The organism is Betaproteobacteria bacterium, assembly GCA_016713305.1.
Taxonomy (GTDB): domain Bacteria; phylum Pseudomonadota; class Gammaproteobacteria; order Burkholderiales.
On record JADJPK010000031.1, the window covers coordinates 384,684 to 401,100 of the forward strand.

Sequence of the window (16,417 nt, forward strand, 5' to 3'; positions counted from 1 at the left end):
TCGTTCTCAACTGCCCTCGACCGGATGCGGATCTCCGGCGTAGTCCGCGGGAGAATCCTCCTTCTTCCGGCCGGTCCGGCGCCGACGACGGCGCTTGGCAGCAGGCGCCCGATCCGCCAGAGCGATGAGCTCCGCCCGTTCCGCCTCGGAGGCGTGCTGGAAGCGTGTCCACCACTCGCCCACCTCCATTTCCAGTTCGCCGCTCTCGCAACGGAGCATGAGGAAGTCGTAGCCCGCACGGAACTTCGGATTCTCGAGCACGCGATACGGACGGCGCCCCGATCGCTGCTCGAGGCGCCATTGAAGCATCCATATCTCCTTCATGTCCGTCCCGAACCGCCGGGGAATCGCGATCTTCTCCGCCTGCACCGACAGCACCTGATCCATTGCATCGTGCATGGCCGGAACCGGGGGAACGCCGCGTTCCTTGGCTGCATTCCAGGCCGTGAGCACCTCGTGCCACAGCAGTGCCGCGAACAGGAATCCTGGCGACACGCTCTTGTCTGCGAGGATGCGCTCGTCCGTTCGTTGCAGGGCGAGGGTCACGAACCGCTCGCCCAACGGTTGCTCGAGGATCACGTCCAGCATGGGAAGCAGGCCGTGATGCAATCCTTCGCTCCGGAGCCGGCCGACACACGCCACCGCATGACCGGACAGGAGGAGCTTCAGCATTTCCTCGAACAGCCTTGCGGGCGGAACGTTCTGGATGAGCGGTGCCATGGCCTGGATGGGGGCGCGGGTGGCCATGTCGATGTCCAGACCGAGCTTCGCCGCCAGACGGACCGCACGCAGCATACGCACGGGATCCTCGCGATAACGTTCGACGGGATCACCGATGATCCTCAGGGTGCGGGCTGCGACATCCTGTGCACCGCCACAGTAATCGAGCACTTCCTCGGTGGACGGATCGTAGTAGAGCGCATTGACTGTGAAATCGCGGCGGAGCGCATCTTCGGCCTGTGAACCGAATACGTTGTCCCGCAGCAACCGTCCGTTGGCATCCTTCACCTGATCGATGTCGCCTTCCGCGCCCTGCAATGCCCGGAAAGTGGACACCTCCACCGTCTCCTGGCCGAACATGACGTGAACGAGACGAAAACGCCGGCCGATGATCCGCGAGCGCCTGAACACGGCGTGGACCTGTTCGGGGGTCGCATCCGTTGCGACGTCGTAGTCCTTGGGCGTACGGCTCAGCATGAGATCGCGCACCGCGCCTCCCACGACGTAGGCCTTGTATCCCTGCGCCTGGAGCATCTCGGTGGTCCGGCGAGCGCCGTGACTGATCGAACCTTGCCTCACTCCGTGTTGCGCCACGGGGATCACCTCGGGAGTCGTCCTCGGTTGAGTCCCATGCCGCGCGGACGCGCTGCCGCGTTTGAAGAAGACCTTCTGGATGAACTTCCTGATCATGCGTTCCCGGGGTGATGGCGAAGCGGCGGATGCGCTGGATGCATCTGGATTATACGGGTGCGCGTCGCCAACCCCCGACGTCATTCCGGCCCTATCTCAGACTGATGATCTCCCAGCCATGCGCCACGGCATGTTCCTTCAGCGTCTCGTCCGGGTCCACGGCAACCGGGTGCGTAACCTTCGACAGCAAGGGAAGGTCGTTCAGGGAGTCGCTGTAGAACCACGTCTCCCGGAACGAGTTCCAGCCAAGGCCGCGTTCCGCCAGCCACTGCTCCACCCGGGCGACCTTGCCTTCCCGGAATGCCGGCAGTCCTGCGACCCCACCGGTGAACTCACCCTTCTCATTCTCGGCCGGGTCCGTCGCCACCAGATTCTCGATGCCGAACTCGCGGGCGATAGGCCGGGTGACGAAGCTGTTGGTGGCGGTGACGACCGCTCGCGCATCCTGGGAATGGCTCTCGACGAGATCTCGCGCCTTCCGGCTGATCATAGGCATGATCTTGTTCTTCAGGTAGTCGGCACGCCAGACCTCGAGCTGGTGCCTCGGGTGCCGGGCCAGGGGCTTCAACTGGAAATCTAGGAATTCATGGATGTCGAGGGTGCCTGCCCGGTACTGTTCGTAGAACTCCAGGTTGCGTGCCTCGTACACTTCGCGGTCCAGGACGCCCCGCGAGATGAGGTACTGAGCCCACTCGAAGTCGCTGTCGCCGGCAAGCAGGGTGTTGTCGAGGTCGAAAAGTGCGAGTTTCATGTCGGTAGCCTGAGATTGTTTCGCAGTAAGGCGTTCGGCGGCGCGTGTTCCGGGGCTGCCGAGTCAGGGCAGGGCGTGCTCAGATCTCCCGAAGCACGTCCCGAAGCAGCGGCAGAGTGAGCGGCCGCTGCCTTTCCAGTGCTCCCCGATCCAGTCGGTCCAAAGTCTGCAGCAGTGCGCGCAGATCCCGGTCCGAGTGGGTGAGCAAGTACCTCGCCACATCCTCGGGCATGTCCAGGCCCCGTGCCCGGGCGTGGCGCGACAGCGCGACAGTCTTCTGTTCGTCCGTGAGGGGATGAAGCTGGAACACCAGCCCGGCTCCCAGCCTCGTACGGAGGTCCTCCCTGAGCTCGAGAGAGGCAGGTGGGGTGCTTCCTGCAACGACCATCCGTCCGCACCCTGCGTCGCGGATCCGGTTGATTTCGTGGAAGAGTTCGATCTGCTCCGATGCACCCAGGCGATCGACGTCGTCAACAAGAAAGAGGGATGCCCCCGAAGGCACACTCGAACGGCCATCCCAGCGATGGACTGTCTGGCCGCCGCGCCGGCCCTCGACTTCGCACGCCCGGAGCGTGTGGGTACGCCCGCTGCCGGGAGCCCCCCAGACATAGACCAACCGCTCCGGACCGGTCCCGGCCAGCATGTGGCGGAGTATCTGGTGCAATTCGACGTTGCGCCCGGCGACGGAATCGTCGAGCCCGAGTTCCGCATCGAGACCGATTCCCAAGGCGAGCTGCTTCATGCGGGCGATTATACAAATCCGCCCGGCATTTCAAGGCGATCCGGTAGAATCCACGGCCCGCAGTCCTGGCATGGCTGCCGGCGACATCACGAGGGGGCGTGGGGGCGCCGCCAGAACCGCTGCTCCGGCAAGTTCCGTCTGACGGCCCAGCCGGAACGAAACACGGCCGCAAGGCAATCATCTCGAGCAGAACAGCAATGACCCAACCCGACGCCGGCAAGCCCGGCATGACGTATCGCGACGCCGGCGTGGACATCGATGCCGGTGACGCACTGGTCGAACGCATCAAACCCATGGCACGTTCCACCCTCCGCGAAGGAGTTCTGGCGGGTATCGGGGGATTCGGTGCACTGTTCGAGGTGCCCAGGCGCTTCCGGGAACCCGTGCTCGTGTCCGGCACCGACGGTGTGGGCACGAAGCTGAAACTGGCATTCGAACTCGACCGTCACGACACTGTCGGCATCGATCTGGTGGCGATGAGCGTGAACGACATCCTCGTTCAAGGCGCGGAACCGCTCTTCTTCCTCGACTATTTCGCCTGTGGGCGTCTGCATGTCGACACGGCCGCAGCGGTGGTCGGTGGAATTGCCGAGGGATGCCGCCAAGCCGGATGTGCGCTCATCGGCGGAGAGACCGCCGAGATGCCGAGCATGTATCCCGATGGCGAGTACGACCTGGCGGGCTTTGCGGTAGGTGCCGTGGAGAAAAGCCGGATCATCGACGGCAGGGACATCACAACGGGTGATGCCATCGTCGCACTGGCTTCCAGCGGTCCCCACTCCAACGGATACTCACTCGTCAGGCGCGTTGTGGACGTCGCCAAGGCCGACCTGCACAGCCCGTTCGGCGACTCTACTCTGGGCGAGTCGCTACTCGCGCCGACGAGAATCTATGTGAAACCCGTTCTTGGCCTCCTGACGCAGGTTCCGGTCAAAGGCATCGCCCACATCACGGGAGGCGGCCTGGTGGAGAACATTCCGCGGGTGCTTCCCGAGAGCACAAGGGCGGAACTCGACCGGTCGAGCTGGCCGCTCCCGCCGATCTTCGGCTGGTTGCAGGAGATGGGGCATATCGCCGATGGCGAGATGCATCGCGTCTTCAACTGCGGAATCGGCCTGGTGCTGGTCGTCGCGGCGGCGGATGCCGACCGGACCGTGTCGATTCTGCGTGCTGCAGGAGAAACGGCGTGGGTCGCTGGCGCGATACACGCCCGGTCGGGCAACGAGCCGCAGACCATCGTTCGATGAATCGCGTCGTCGTTCTCATCTCCGGCCGAGGCAGCAACATGCAGGCGCTCCTCGAGGCAGGGTTGCCAGTTGTGGCGGTCGTCAGCAATCGTCCGGATGCCAAGGGTCTGACCGCGGCACAGGCACGAGGCCTTCCGACGGACGTCGTGGATCATCGGCAATTTCCGGATCGCGAATCGTTCGATTCCGCCTTGCTGGAGCACGTGCTTTCGTACCGGCCCGATCTGGTCGTGCTGGCCGGCTTCATGCGCGTGCTGACAAGCCGGTTCGTCGGGCCCCTGGCCGGGAGACTCATGAATATCCATCCGTCTCTCCTGCCTGCGTTTCCGGGGCTGGACACGCACCGGCGTGCGCTGGAAGCCGGCTCGAAGATCCACGGCTGCACGGTTCATTTCGTGACCGAGGCGCTGGACCACGGTCCCATCATTGCCCAGGCAGCTGTCCCGGTGCGCGATGACGACAGCGAAGACGTGCTTGCAGCCCGGGTACTGGAGCAGGAACATCGTCTTCTTCCTTCTGCGGTAAGGTGGTTCCTTGCCGGCAGACTCCGCGTGAACGGATTGCGCGTATCTCTCGTTGAAGGACAGGTCTCCCTCGACGCACTCCGCGTTCCGGACGCCTCATGACGATACGCCTCCTGCTCGCTATTGCCGCCACGGCCCTGTCGCAGATCCTTCTTCACCCGGTCAAGGCTGCCGACTCCGAAGACAGCGTTTCGGTTCCCGCGGTGGATGTGATCGCCGAACGATTCAAGCTGGTCGAAACAGCTCCTCTGCGCGTCGAGATGACGATCAGTGTGGAGATGAGCGGGATCACCGTCGGCGAAGGGCGCGACAGTTTCGAGCACGACGGCGATCGCTACCGTGTAGTGAGCGAAGCCCGGACAGCAGGTCTGGCGCGCGCCCTCAAGCGGGTGGATGAAAAGCGCGAGAGCCGGGGCTTGGTAACAGGTCATGGGATTCGCCCGCTGTACTTCCGGCAAGAGCGCACGGGGAAGCGCCCCAAGACCGCCACATTCGACTGGGAAGCGGGAAAGCTGAAGCTCTCGGAAGGGGAGGAGTCGGAAACGGTCGATCTTCCCGAGTTCGTGCTGGATCAGACGAGCCTGCCGTACGCGTTCGTGTTCGTGGAGGCTCCTCGTACCGGAAAGTTCAATGTGCACGTGACCGATGGACGCCGGCTCACTGCCTACGAGGTGGGCTTCGTGGGCGAGGAAAAGATCAAGACGAAGCTTGGCGCCCTCGACACGCTTCATTACCGGAAGATTCAGCGGGGCGACGACAGGAGAGGATTCGAGTTCTGGCTTTCCCTCGATCACCACCGGCTTCCGGTACGCATACGAATCGTGGAAAAGGACGGCACTGCGTTCGATTCGAACGTGACTCGGCTGGACTTCAAGACCCGCTGATGCCTTTCTTCGTCGGGAGTATCGATTGGAACTGACGCGAGCGCAGCTAGATGCCGCCGTGATGGCGACTGCGGTCCTCCTCCGGCTGGACCGTCCCGCAGACGCCGCGATAAGGGCCTGGTTCCGCGCCAATCCCCAGGTGGGTGGTCGCGACCGGGCGTTCGTCGCCGACACGGTGTTTGCCGTGTTGCGGCATCTGGGACGACTGGAGTTCCTGGCGCAATCACGATCACCTCGAAAGGTGGTCTTGAGCGCGCTCGTGCTGCTGTTCGGCAGACACGTGCGAGCCCTGCAACCTCACCTGAGAACGGACGAGGGTGCCTGGCTTGCATCGATCAAGGAGCGCAGTGCTGCACTGCCCCCCCACACACGGCTGTCTCTGCCGGAATGGCTCTATGCTCGTCTGCTGGTGGTGTACGGCGCGGAAGAGACGGAACGCATCGGACTTTCGCTGCTCGAACCCGCGCCTCTCGATCTCAGGGTCAACACACTGCTTGCGCGTCGGGACGAGACGATCGCCACGCTTCGCGCCAGCGGGATCGAAGCTTCGGCCACCGCAATTTCACCTACCGGCGTGCGGCTGCGAGGCAAGCCCTCGCTGGAGCGTCACATCCTGTTCAAGAGCGGCCATGTGGAAGTTCAGGACGAGGGAAGCCAGCTTGTCGCCCTGTTGGCCGAACCGAGACGCGGCCAGATGATCGTCGACTTTTGCGCGGGCGCCGGGGGAAAGACGCTCGCGCTGGGCGCGATGATGCGTTCGGAGGGACGCATCTACGCGTTCGACACTTCGGAGCGAAGACTCGCCAATCTCAAACCGAGACTCAAGCGGTCCGGCCTCTCCAATGTTCACCCACAGCTCATCGATTCCGAGAACGATGTGCGGGTGAAACGACTGGCCGGCAAGATCGACAGCGTTCTCGTCGACGCTCCCTGCAGCGGCACAGGGACACTGCGGCGGAACCCAGATCTCAAGTGGCGGATCGACGAACCGGGAGTGGTGGAACTCACGGTAAAGCAGGGTGCGATTCTGCGGGCTGCGGCTCGCCTGCCCAAGGTGGGCGGCAGACTGGTGTATGCGACCTGCAGTCTGCTTCCCGAAGAAAACGAGATGATCGTCGCGGACTTCCTGACCCGCTCCCCCGGGTGGAAGCGGGTCGACGTCCGGCCAATTCTCGAGCGGTTCGCGGTGACGGTGGATGGCACAGACGATACGCTGCGTCTGCTCCCGCACAGACATGGCACGGATGGTTTCTTTGCGGCGATCTTGGAGAGGACCGCCTGAGCCCCACCACGCACTTCCGAGCATGACCTCATCCTTCGAACCCCACAACCTGATTGCCAGATTGCTCGAAGAGTTCGAGACGACGGCCATCCTGCTGCAGATCGGAATCATCGCGCTCGTGCTGGGGGCCGCCTGGATCATCGCCAGGTTCGTTCGCCTCAGACTGAAGCAAGCGCGACTCTCTGCCGAACCTGACCAGGAGGCATTGCGGTTCGGCGCGGCCGGCCTCGAACGCATCGTCTTTCCCGTTGCCGCGTGGGTGATGCTGGGTATCGGACGGGCGATTCTCGATCCACTGAGTTCCGTTCGTTTGCTCGATGTGGTGGTCCCGCTGGTGTCATCGCTCGTCATCGTACGGATTGCGGTCTACGCACTGCGCCATGCGTTCCCCAAGGGAAGCTGGGTCAGCACCTCGGAACGTGCCATTGCCTGGACGGTTTGGGTGGGGATGGTGCTCCATATCGCGGGCGTGCTCTCGGGGATCCGCCTGTGGCTCCACGACGTCCGGCTTCCCATGGGCAAGGATGGCATTTCGCTCCTCAACATCGTCGAGGGTACGCTGTCGATCGCGGTGACCATGGTGTGCGCCGTTTGGCTGGGACGAATCGTCGAGCGCCGATTGATGAGCCTCCCGCAAATGGACGTCAATCTGCGCGTGGTCTTCTCGAAGCTCGCGCGCGCAGCATTCATCGTGGTGGGGGTCCTGCTAGGCCTGTCGCTCGTCGGCATCGACATCACGGTGCTTTCCGTGTTCGGGGGTGCGCTTGGCGTGGGCCTCGGACTTGGCCTGCAGAAGATCGCCGCCAACTACGTGAGCGGTTTCGTCATCCTTCTGGACCGGTCCGTGAAGATCGGCGACCTGGTGACGATAGACAACCAGTATGGAGAGGTCACCCGGCTGACCGTCCGGTACGTCGTTGTGAAGTCCGTCGATGGAACGGAGAACATCATCCCTAACGAGACGGTCATTACCTCCACCGTCGTCAACCACTCGTACTCCGACCGCCGCGTCCGTGTGGATGGCAACGTCCAGGTCGGCTACGGGGCAGACGTGGAACTGGCGCTGGGGGCGCTCCGCGAGGTGTGCCGCCGTCATCCGCGGGTTCTCCCGTCGCCGGAACCCGTGGCACTGGTGAAAGGTTTCGGGGAAAGCGGGATCGATCTGGAGTTCTACGTCTGGATCCTCGATCCTGAGGCAGGAAAGGGCAATCTCAGATCGGACCTCAACCTGAAGTCTGGAAGGAATTTCGCCGTCGTGGCATTGAAATTCCGTATCCGCAACGTGATATCCGGATCATTCAACCGGCTTCCCCTTCAGAAACTTCGATAAATCCCTGATCGGGATCAAGGTTGGCGTCACAGTTGCCGATAGTGTTGACCAGTTTGGTCATTCAAGTGGTTCCTATACAATCCGCGCGGTTTCGTCCCGCTTCCGATGGTCTTCCGGAGCATTCTGGCCACAGCGCTGATTTCCTGGTGCTCGCAGCACCGTTCTTCTAGGGGGGTTCAATGGGGTTCAATGGGTTGATCGATCTTCCTTGGTGGGGCTACGTGCTGGTCGCGCTGGGACTCACGCATGTAACCATTGCCGGTGTCACGATATTTCTTCACCGGCACCAGGCGCACCGCGCCTTGGAACTGCACGCCATTCCGAGCCATTTCTTTCGATTCTGGCTGTGGCTCACGACCGGGATGGTCACCAAGGAGTGGGCGGCGGTCCACCGCAAGCACCACGCGAAATGCGAGACGCCGGAAGACCCACATAGCCCGCAAGTCGAAGGCATCAACAAGGTCATGTGGGAGGGCGCCGAACTCTATCGCAAGGCTGCCAGGGATCACGACCTCTTGGACAAGTACGGCAACGGAACGCCTGATGACTGGATCGAGCGAAACGTATATACCAAGCGCTCCCAGTGGGGAATCGTCATCATGCTGGCGATCAACGTAGTGCTGTTCGGGCCGGTCGGACTGACGATCTGGGCGGTACAGATGGCGTGGATTCCCATCTTCGCCGCTGGCGTCATCAATGGAATCGGGCACTACTGGGGATACCGGAACTTCGATTCGAAGGACACGAGCACCAACATCGTGCCGTGGGGCATCTTGATAGGTGGCGAGGAACTTCACAACAATCACCACGCCTATGCGTCTTCGGCCAGGTTATCCAACAAGTGGTACGAATTCGATATCGGCTGGCTCTATATCCGTCTGATGGAGATGGCGGGGCTGGCCAAGGTGAAGAAGCTTGCCCCTGCCGTGCGGCTGGATCTCGGCAAGATGCGGTGCGACCTGGCGACGTTGCAGGCGGTGATCACCCATCGCTACGATGTTCTGGGCCGCTACAGCCGCTCCGTTGCCGAAACTTGTCTCGAAGAACTTTCCAAGCTGCGTAGCCATGGCATCTCCCAGGCCGAACGCGCTGAATTCGTTCGACTATTCCGGAGCGATCCGGCTTTCCTCAGCATCGAGGACAAGAAGCGGCTGGATGCAATGCTTGCGAAGAGCAAGGTTCTGGGGACGATGTATTCGATGCGCCAGGATCTTGCCTCGGTCTGGCAGAAATCCACCTTCTCCAAGGAACAGTTGGTGAAGCAGTTGGAGGATTGGTGCCATCGTGCGGAAGGCAGTGGCATCGCTGCCTTGGGCGAGTTCTCGAGGCAATTGCGTTCGTACGCCTGATCGTCCACTGTCTCAAGGTCCACAGCACCCATAAAAAAAGCCCGCTTCTGCGGGCTTTTCTCGTTTCGGGCTCTTGTTTCGGGGTTCGCTTTTCTTCTTACACAAGAGCACCCATCAAGATCAGGACCAAGGTGCGACTCTTCGCACCGCCTCGGTCACTTGAGCTTCGTTTCCTTGTAAATCACATGCTTGCGCGCCTTGGGATCATACTTCTTGATCTCCATCTTCTCCGGCATGGTGCGCTTGTTTTTCGTGGTGGTGTAGAAATGACCGGTGCCCGCCGTCGACTCGAGCTTGATCTTGTCACGCATGGGATATTCCTCCTGGAGCCGTTAGATCTTTTCGCCCGCTGCGCGGAGTTCCGCGAGCACGACATCGATACCCCTCTTGTCGATGGTCCTCAGACCTGCATTGGTCAAACGCAGGCTGACCCAACGATTTTCGCTCTCGACCCAGAAGCGGCGGCGCTGAAGATTGGGCAGAAAACGGCGCTTGGTCTTGTTGTTTGCGTGTGAGACGTTATTGCCCACCATGGGTTTCTTGCCGGTGACTTGACACACACGTGCCATGGCTGACTCCAGGCTGAATTTGAGAAACTCGATTTATAGCATGGCAATCGAAGTCTCTCAAGAGCCCGAGCGCTTATGCTGCAGAGGGAACCGCTCCGGGACGCCCTCCCGCACTCCGCACCGACGGGCACGCCCCTCTCCTACAGGAGTCCGCGCTCGGCAAATGACAACGCGCCCTCCGAACCCACGATGATGTGATCCAGCACCCGAATGTCCAGCGGTTCCAGGGTAGCCTTGAGCGAGCGCGTGAGGACCTCGTCGGCACGGCTGGGCTCGACAACGCCGGAAGGGTGATTGTGGGCAAAAATCAAAGCTGCAGCATTGTGGAACAAGGCCCGCCGAACGATTTCCCGCGGAAAGACGGGAGCCTGGGTCAGAGTGCCCGCGAAGAGTTCTTCGATCGCGATCACCCGATGTTGCGCGTCGAGAAACAGGACCGAAAAGCATTCCCGGTGCCTGCCATGCAAGGTCAACCGAAGATAGTCTCTGACCCTGGCCGGCGAGTCCATGACATCCCTGGCCCCGAGTTGTTCCTCCAGTACCCGCCGCGCAAGTTCGAACACCGCCAGAAGCTGGGCATGTTTCGCGGGACCCAGCCCTGGAATGCTGTCGAACTCCTCCGCAGATGCGGCAAGAAGCCGGGACAAGCCACCGAAGGTCTTGATCAGGTCGCGTCCCAGATCCACCGCGCTTGATCCCGATACGCCGGTCCTCAGGAAGATTGCCAGCAGTTCTGAATCCGTGAGCGCATGGGCGCCGCGTTCCCGCAGCTTTTCTCTGGGCCGATCGGCCTCCGGCCAGTCTTTGATTCCCATTTTCTTGCGCACGGACGCGAGCCGGGCGCCATGATGTACGCACACACGGGCTAGTTTACACTCCCGTCTTCCCGCCCAATGACAGCTTGCCATGTCCGAATCGCCTCGCCGGCGCGTTCTCCTCGGTATCACCGGCGGCATAGCCGCATACAAGGCCGCCGAGCTCGTTCGCCTTCTTGTTGCACAAGAAGTGGATGTTCAGGTCGTCATGACAGAGTCGGCCACTCGCTTCATTGCCCCGCTGACGTTGCAGGCCCTCTCCGGGCGCAGCGTACACACGGACATGTGGGACGTGAGCGCCGAGAACGGCATGGCGCATATCCAGCTCTCGCGGGACACGGATCTCATCGTGATCGCGCCTGCGAGCGCCGATTTCATCGCGAAGCTTGTTCATGGTCATGCTGACGACCTGCTTTCCACCCTATGCCTCGCCCGGGATTGCCCCATGTTTGTGGCGCCGGCCATGAATCGGCAGATGTGGGATCACCCGGCCACTCAGCGGAACGTCGCAATGCTCAGGGAAGACGGCGTACGGGTGCTCGGACCCGACAGCGGTTCTCAGGCTTGTGGCGAAACGGGCATGGGTCGAATGACCGAGCCCGAGGCGCTGTGCGATCAGATCGTCGGCTGGTTCGAACCCAAGGTTCTCGACAAGGTGAACGTGGTCGTCACAGCGGGCCCGACCTTCGAACGTTTGGATGCCGTCCGCGGGCTGACAAATCTCAGTTCCGGCCGGATGGGGTATGCCATTGCCCGTGCCGCACGGGATGCTGGCGCCCGCGTGATTCTGGTCACCGGGCCGACCATGCTGCAACCCCCGTCAGGAATTCGTGTGGTGAAGGTGACGAGTGCGCAGGAAATGCTGGAAGGGGTCGAGAAGGCGCTATCGGATTGTCACGTCTTCATCAGCGTGGCAGCCGTTGCGGACTACGCGCCGTTGAATCCCCAGGAACAGAAGATCAAGAAAGACGCGCGGATCCTGGCTCTGGAACTGGCTCCCACCCCCGATATCCTTGCGAACGTGGCAAGCCGCGCGAACCCACCCTTCTGTGTCGGCTTCGCGGCAGAAAGCGAGAAACTGGACGAGTATGCAGAAAGCAAGCGCAAACGGAAGCATCTTCCGCTGTTGGCAGCCAACCTGGCTCATGAGGCCATCGGTGCGGAGTCCAACGAACTGATCCTCTTCGACGACGAAGGCAGACACGTTTTGCCCCGTGCTCCGAAACTGACACAGGCCCGTCTTCTCGTGCACCATCTCGCACGCCTGTTCGCGAAAACCCGATGAACGCACCTTCGGACTCAAGGCCGGTCATCGACGTTCGCATTCTGGATCCACGCGTCGCCGGGCAGTTACCCCAATACGCCACGGCGGGTGCGGCAGGGATGGACCTGAGGGCATGCATTCAGGAATCGGTCAGCCTCCTGCCGGGCGAAACTCAATTGATTCCCTCCGGAATCGCCCTCCACTTGTCAGATCCCGGGCTGGCGGCGATTGTTCTGCCCAGAAGTGGTCTCGGCCACAAGCACGGTATCGTGCTGGGAAATCTGGTCGGGCTCATCGACTCCGATTATCAAGGGCAAGTGTTCGTCTCGGTCTGGAACCGGGGCAAGGATGCCTTCCTCATTCAACCCATGGATCGGATCGCTCAACTCGTCGTCGTTCCTGTCGTGCAAGTCGAATTCAGACGGGTCGACACTTTTGGCGCGACGGAACGAGGGGCAGGCGGATTCGGCAGCACGGGTCAACGCTGAACCCGGCACGTCGATAGGCAGCGCTTCCGCGCGTCCTTCGTTGAAGGCAACACCGGGGCCGATGCCGGACGGGCAATGAAAACAGCGGCCCGGCAACTCCTGCCAGAATCCCGGGTCCTGTCGACATATCCACGAACACATGAAAAAAGACCCCGGATGAGTCATCCGGGGTCTCGCCAAGGACTATCGCGTAACGGCTCAGACCGTCTGTCGTTCAGGCTCGGCAAGTCTCCGAACCCTCTGGGCGTTCCCCGCCCGGTGAAGCCATCCTACTGAGCGGCTGGAGGGTTCTTCGCGGCGGCGATGTCGTCCTTGATCTTCCATTCCTGCAGATAGCGGATATACGCGATGATGTTCAGGATCTCTTCCTGAGACAGCGAACTCGCGAAGGCACCCATCTTGGTATACGGACGGCCAGCGGCAATCGTCGCATAGATGGACGAAGCCTTGCTGCCGTGCTTGTACTTCTGACAGGCCAGGCAGACGCTGCTGCTGCCGCCACGCCCGTCCGGCCGGTGGCAGTACGAGCAACGCGCCTGGAAGCGTTCCTTCCCGTTCTCCAATGCCTGGGGATTGTCCGTGGGAATAGGAATGTCGTTTTCCATCCCATGGCGGTCGATTTCCCCGCCTTCATCCGCCGCCATGGCAGCGGAGATGCCCGTCCCGGCCGACAGCACCAACGCGGCAACACCGATTGCAAACCATTTCCGTAGCATGTTCATCATGGAATTTTCCTCCCGGTACTGGGATCTGTTAGGAAGAGAAGGGTGAATAGAAAGGCACGCCGTAGCTTTCGACGAGTTCCTTGATGCGTCCGCTTGCAAGGAGTTCGTCGATTCCCTCGTTCAGAAAACGAAGAAGATTCTTGTCATCCTTGCGGACGGCCCAGGCACCGTTGAAACGAAGCCCTTCGCTGGGCACAAACCCGGAGGCCATCTCGAACTGGGCCTTGGGAAAGTCGATCTTTGCGACACCGAGCGCTGTCGACCACATCATTCCGGCTTCGACTTCGCCCTTCGTCAGCCCATCCATCATTCGCCGGTTGTCGAGGTAGAGCTCACGCGGAATCTCTCGGGTGAACAGCCAGTCATCCATGGGCGTGGACATCGACACCCCCACCTTGATTCCCGCGTTCTTGATTTCATCCAGGGTCTTCAAGCCCTTGGCCTTACCCTGAGTGACCAGCACGTAGCCCATTCCAATGTATGGCTTCGTGAAAACAAGCTTGTGCATCAGCATGTCGTCGTCGCCGTTGTCAGACAGGCCGAGGAACACGTCGCATCGCTTTGCCAGAATCGAATTCCGGAAGGCGCGAGACGTTCCGCCCCGTGACGCCGTGTTGATCCAGAACATCTCGATGCGCATACCGCCACGCTTGGCAATGGCACGGAGAATCTCCACGTCGAATCCGGGCGGGTCGCCGTTCTGCAATGCGTAGGGGTAGTCGTATGGATCGGCACACGCCGTGATGAGACCGCGTCCCTTCGAACGGGCCAGTGCGTCGCTGCTCTCCGGATCAGGCTGGACATCGTCCGCTGCGGCTGCCATGGATGCCATGGCAAGCGCCAGAACGGCCAGCGAAGTCGTGACGAACGAACGAATAGAACTCAACTTGCACTCCTCAACGATATCGCAGTCGGACTCGCCGCGCGCGCAGAGGACCAGGATTGCGTCACTCGGCCATCCGTACGCCCCAAGGTCTCTGCGGCATGTCCTGATGGAACTCAACGCCCGACCGGACCCAAGGTTACGACCAATGAACATCATGAAAAAACGGGGGAGGGCAGAACCATCGCCCTCCCCCGCCTTGTTGGTACAACCTGATTTCGCTACAGGCAGTGCCCGCAGCTCACGGCATTACTCGACCGAGAACACCATCAGGCCGCCACCCTTGGACTGCTTCTTGTACCACTCACCGTAGTGGAGGGGCCAGATGCCACCACCACCCGCACCGTAGACGATGGCGACGTACTGCTTGCCGCCGGTCGTGTAGGTGGTCGGGTTACCGTACACGCCGGTACCCAGGTTGAACGACCAGAGGTGTTCGCCGGTTTCGTCGTCGAGGGCATTGAAGAAGCCTTCGGGATCGCCGTAGAACATCAGGCCGCCGCCGGTGGTGAGGATACCGCTCGTGGCGGGGTAGGACTGGGACTTCGACCAGACCAGCTTGCCCGTCGCGGCGTCGAACGCCTTGATGTGACCAGCGCCTGCGTTGAAGTTCAGCACCTTGGCACCGAGGTACCATTCGCCGCGCTTCCACTCCATCTTCTTGGCCTGGAGGTCCATCGCGAAGTCATACACCGGCACGTAGACCATCTTCGTGCGCTTGCTGTACGACATCGGGTGCCACTCCTTGCCACCGTCCAGCGAAGGCGCGATGTCGGTCGTGAGCTTGTCGTAGACGATGTCCTTCTCGGGCCAGTTGTAGATCGGCTTGCAGTTGTTGGCCGTCGTGATGGGCTTCGTCCAGTTCACGCGTTGCAGGGCGCTGACCCAGACGCACTTGTGCTCGTTGCCGTACTTGGTCTTGATCGTGTTCTCGCGGTCGATCGCGTACAGGTGACCATTACGCGAACCGTGCAGCCACATCTTCTTGCCGCCGAGGTCGACCAGGACCATTTCGTTGACGCCGTCGTAGTCATACGGATCGTTCGGCGTGTAGTTGAAATAGCTCCTGATCTTGCCCGTGTCGGGGTCGAGGACCAGGTTGCTGTTGGTGAACAGGTTGTCGCCAAGGCGGACGTGACGGTCGAAGTCGGGACCGGGGTTGCCGACGGGCCAGAACAGAGTGTTCGTGTCCTTGTCGTAGGAGCCCGTAATCCAGGCAGAACCACCGCCGTACTTCCAGCTTTCGCCGGCCCAGGTTTCGTTGCCAGGCTCGCCAGGTCCAGGAATGGTGTACGTCTTCCAGACCGGGGCGCCGGTGTCGGCGTCGATCGCTGCAATCCAGCCGCGAACACCATACTCGGCACCGGCAGTACCGAAGATGATCTTGTTGCGCAGGGCCATCGGCATGATCGTGAAGGTTTCGGCGTACGTGTAGTCACCGATCTTCTTGTCCCACACCACCTTGCCCGTGGTGTTGTCGAGTGCAACGATGTGCGCGTCCAGAGTGGCCAGATAGACCTTGTTCTTGTAGACGGCGACACCGCGGTTCACGACGTCACAGCAGAGCTTGGGGAACACGTCGCCCGGAAGTTCACGCTCGTACTTCCAGTTGACCTTGCCCGTTGCGCCATCGACGGACCAGACCTTGCTGTAGGAGGAGGTCACATACACCGTGCCGTTGACCACCACGGCCTGGCTGTCTTGACCATCGAGAACGCCGAAGGACAGGTTCCACGCAGCCTTCAGGTTCTTGATGTTGCCCTTGTTGACGCTGGCGAGCGGGCTGTAACGGGTCGTCTGGTAGTCACGACCGTACAGCAGCCAGTTGCTCGCGTCCTTGTCCGCGTTCAACAGCATGTCGTCCGTGACGTAGTTGGGGTACAGCTTGGCTTCTGCCGAGTCCAGACCCTGGGCAAACGCGCCGGTCGACGCGACTGCCAGGGCGGCCAGAACGGCTGCGCCCTTAACGTGCATATGCTTCATGAAGTACCTCCCGAGTACGCCTGTCCGTCCTATTTTTGTCGGGACTTGAGGCATTGGTAAAAGCAAGACTTCGAGAACCACCGAGTTGTCGAAGAACACCGGCACTTGGCACAGTTCGGCGTCGCGCGAGACGTGAAGTGAACGGTACCCCCTTGTCAACACTGGGCAGCC

General features: G+C 61.4%; 17 protein-coding genes. 8 read left to right on the top strand and 9 right to left on the bottom strand.

Annotated elements, in window-relative coordinates:
- Window positions 1-6: 6 nt before the first annotated feature.
- The 3 genes from pcnB to hda all read right to left on the bottom strand — a co-directional run bounded on the left by pcnB (window position 7) and on the right by hda (window position 2,903).
- On the bottom strand, window positions 7-1,410 hold the full coding sequence (pcnB, locus tag IPK20_23345) for a polynucleotide adenylyltransferase PcnB (GenBank protein ID MBK8019317.1): 1,404 nt from the start codon (window positions 1,408-1,410) through the stop codon (window positions 7-9).
- A gap of 91 nt (window positions 1,411-1,501) precedes the next feature.
- Window positions 1,502-2,161: an HAD family hydrolase gene (locus IPK20_23350; protein MBK8019318.1), complete on the bottom strand. Its 660-nt coding sequence runs from the start codon at window positions 2,159-2,161 to the stop codon at window positions 1,502-1,504.
- Window positions 2,162-2,240: 79 nt separating this feature from the next.
- On the bottom strand, window positions 2,241-2,903 hold the full coding sequence (gene hda / locus IPK20_23355) for a DnaA regulatory inactivator Hda (GenBank protein ID MBK8019319.1): 663 nt from the start codon (window positions 2,901-2,903) through the stop codon (window positions 2,241-2,243).
- Between the two features lie 197 nt (window positions 2,904-3,100).
- On the opposite strand from hda, the gene purM reads away from it, so the two are divergent.
- The 6 genes from purM (at window position 3,101) to IPK20_23385 (ending at window position 9,519) form a co-directional block, all read left to right on the top strand.
- Window positions 3,101-4,150, top strand: a complete 1,050-nt coding sequence (gene purM / locus IPK20_23360) for a phosphoribosylformylglycinamidine cyclo-ligase (protein MBK8019320.1) — start codon at window positions 3,101-3,103, stop codon at window positions 4,148-4,150.
- Window positions 4,147-4,776 (top strand): phosphoribosylglycinamide formyltransferase, encoded by a 630-nt coding sequence (locus IPK20_23365; GenBank protein MBK8019321.1) that lies wholly within the window; start codon window positions 4,147-4,149, stop codon window positions 4,774-4,776. Before purM ends, IPK20_23365 begins: the two co-directional genes overlap by 4 nt.
- Window positions 4,773-5,558, top strand: a complete 786-nt coding sequence (locus IPK20_23370; GenBank protein MBK8019322.1) for a DUF3108 domain-containing protein — start codon at window positions 4,773-4,775, stop codon at window positions 5,556-5,558. The genes IPK20_23365 and IPK20_23370 overlap by 4 nt, the downstream gene beginning before the upstream one ends.
- A gap of 61 nt (window positions 5,559-5,619) precedes the next feature.
- Window positions 5,620-6,840: an RsmB/NOP family class I SAM-dependent RNA methyltransferase gene (locus IPK20_23375; GenBank protein ID MBK8019323.1), complete on the top strand. Its 1,221-nt coding sequence runs from the start codon at window positions 5,620-5,622 to the stop codon at window positions 6,838-6,840.
- A gap of 22 nt (window positions 6,841-6,862) precedes the next feature.
- Window positions 6,863-8,170: a mechanosensitive ion channel gene (locus IPK20_23380; GenBank protein ID MBK8019324.1), complete on the top strand. Its 1,308-nt coding sequence runs from the start codon at window positions 6,863-6,865 to the stop codon at window positions 8,168-8,170.
- A 179-nt stretch (window positions 8,171-8,349) separates the two neighbouring features.
- The gene (locus tag IPK20_23385) at window positions 8,350-9,519 is read left to right on the top strand and encodes a fatty acid desaturase (protein MBK8019325.1); all 1,170 of its coding nucleotides are present in this window, start codon (window positions 8,350-8,352) and stop codon (window positions 9,517-9,519) included.
- 155 nt (window positions 9,520-9,674) lie between these two features.
- Here IPK20_23385 and rpmG read toward each other — a convergent pair whose 3' ends face one another.
- The 3 genes from rpmG to radC all read right to left on the bottom strand — a co-directional run bounded on the left by rpmG (window position 9,675) and on the right by radC (window position 10,903).
- Window positions 9,675-9,830 carry a 50S ribosomal protein L33 gene (rpmG, locus tag IPK20_23390; protein ID MBK8019326.1) on the bottom strand — a complete coding sequence of 52 codons (156 nt, stop codon included), beginning with the start codon at window positions 9,828-9,830 and terminating at the stop codon, window positions 9,675-9,677.
- Between the two features lie 21 nt (window positions 9,831-9,851).
- Window positions 9,852-10,088 carry a 50S ribosomal protein L28 gene (rpmB, locus tag IPK20_23395; GenBank protein MBK8019327.1) on the bottom strand — a complete coding sequence of 79 codons (237 nt, stop codon included), beginning with the start codon at window positions 10,086-10,088 and terminating at the stop codon, window positions 9,852-9,854.
- 140 nt (window positions 10,089-10,228) lie between these two features.
- Window positions 10,229-10,903, bottom strand: coding sequence for a DNA repair protein RadC (radC, locus tag IPK20_23400; GenBank protein MBK8019328.1), 675 nt, complete (start codon window positions 10,901-10,903; stop codon window positions 10,229-10,231).
- A gap of 91 nt (window positions 10,904-10,994) precedes the next feature.
- Between radC and coaBC the strand changes: the two genes are divergently transcribed.
- Both coaBC and dut read left to right on the top strand, forming a co-directional pair.
- On the top strand, window positions 10,995-12,188 hold the full coding sequence (gene coaBC / locus IPK20_23405; GenBank protein MBK8019329.1) for a bifunctional phosphopantothenoylcysteine decarboxylase/phosphopantothenate--cysteine ligase CoaBC: 1,194 nt from the start codon (window positions 10,995-10,997) through the stop codon (window positions 12,186-12,188).
- Window positions 12,185-12,655, top strand: a complete 471-nt coding sequence (dut, locus tag IPK20_23410; protein MBK8019330.1) for a dUTP diphosphatase — start codon at window positions 12,185-12,187, stop codon at window positions 12,653-12,655. The genes coaBC and dut overlap by 4 nt, the downstream gene beginning before the upstream one ends.
- 269 nt (window positions 12,656-12,924) lie before the next feature.
- On the opposite strand, the gene IPK20_23415 is transcribed toward dut, so the two are convergent.
- The 3 genes from IPK20_23415 to IPK20_23425 form a co-directional block, all read right to left on the bottom strand.
- Window positions 12,925-13,380, bottom strand: a complete 456-nt coding sequence (locus tag IPK20_23415; GenBank protein ID MBK8019331.1) for a cytochrome c — start codon at window positions 13,378-13,380, stop codon at window positions 12,925-12,927.
- 28 nt (window positions 13,381-13,408) lie between these two features.
- Complete coding sequence (locus IPK20_23420; GenBank protein MBK8019332.1) at window positions 13,409-14,266, bottom strand: transporter substrate-binding domain-containing protein; 858 nt, start codon at window positions 14,264-14,266, stop codon at window positions 13,409-13,411.
- A 246-nt stretch (window positions 14,267-14,512) separates the two neighbouring features.
- On the bottom strand, window positions 14,513-16,246 hold the full coding sequence (locus IPK20_23425) for a PQQ-dependent dehydrogenase, methanol/ethanol family (GenBank protein ID MBK8019333.1): 1,734 nt from the start codon (window positions 16,244-16,246) through the stop codon (window positions 14,513-14,515).
- Window positions 16,247-16,417: the final 171 nt, after the last annotated feature.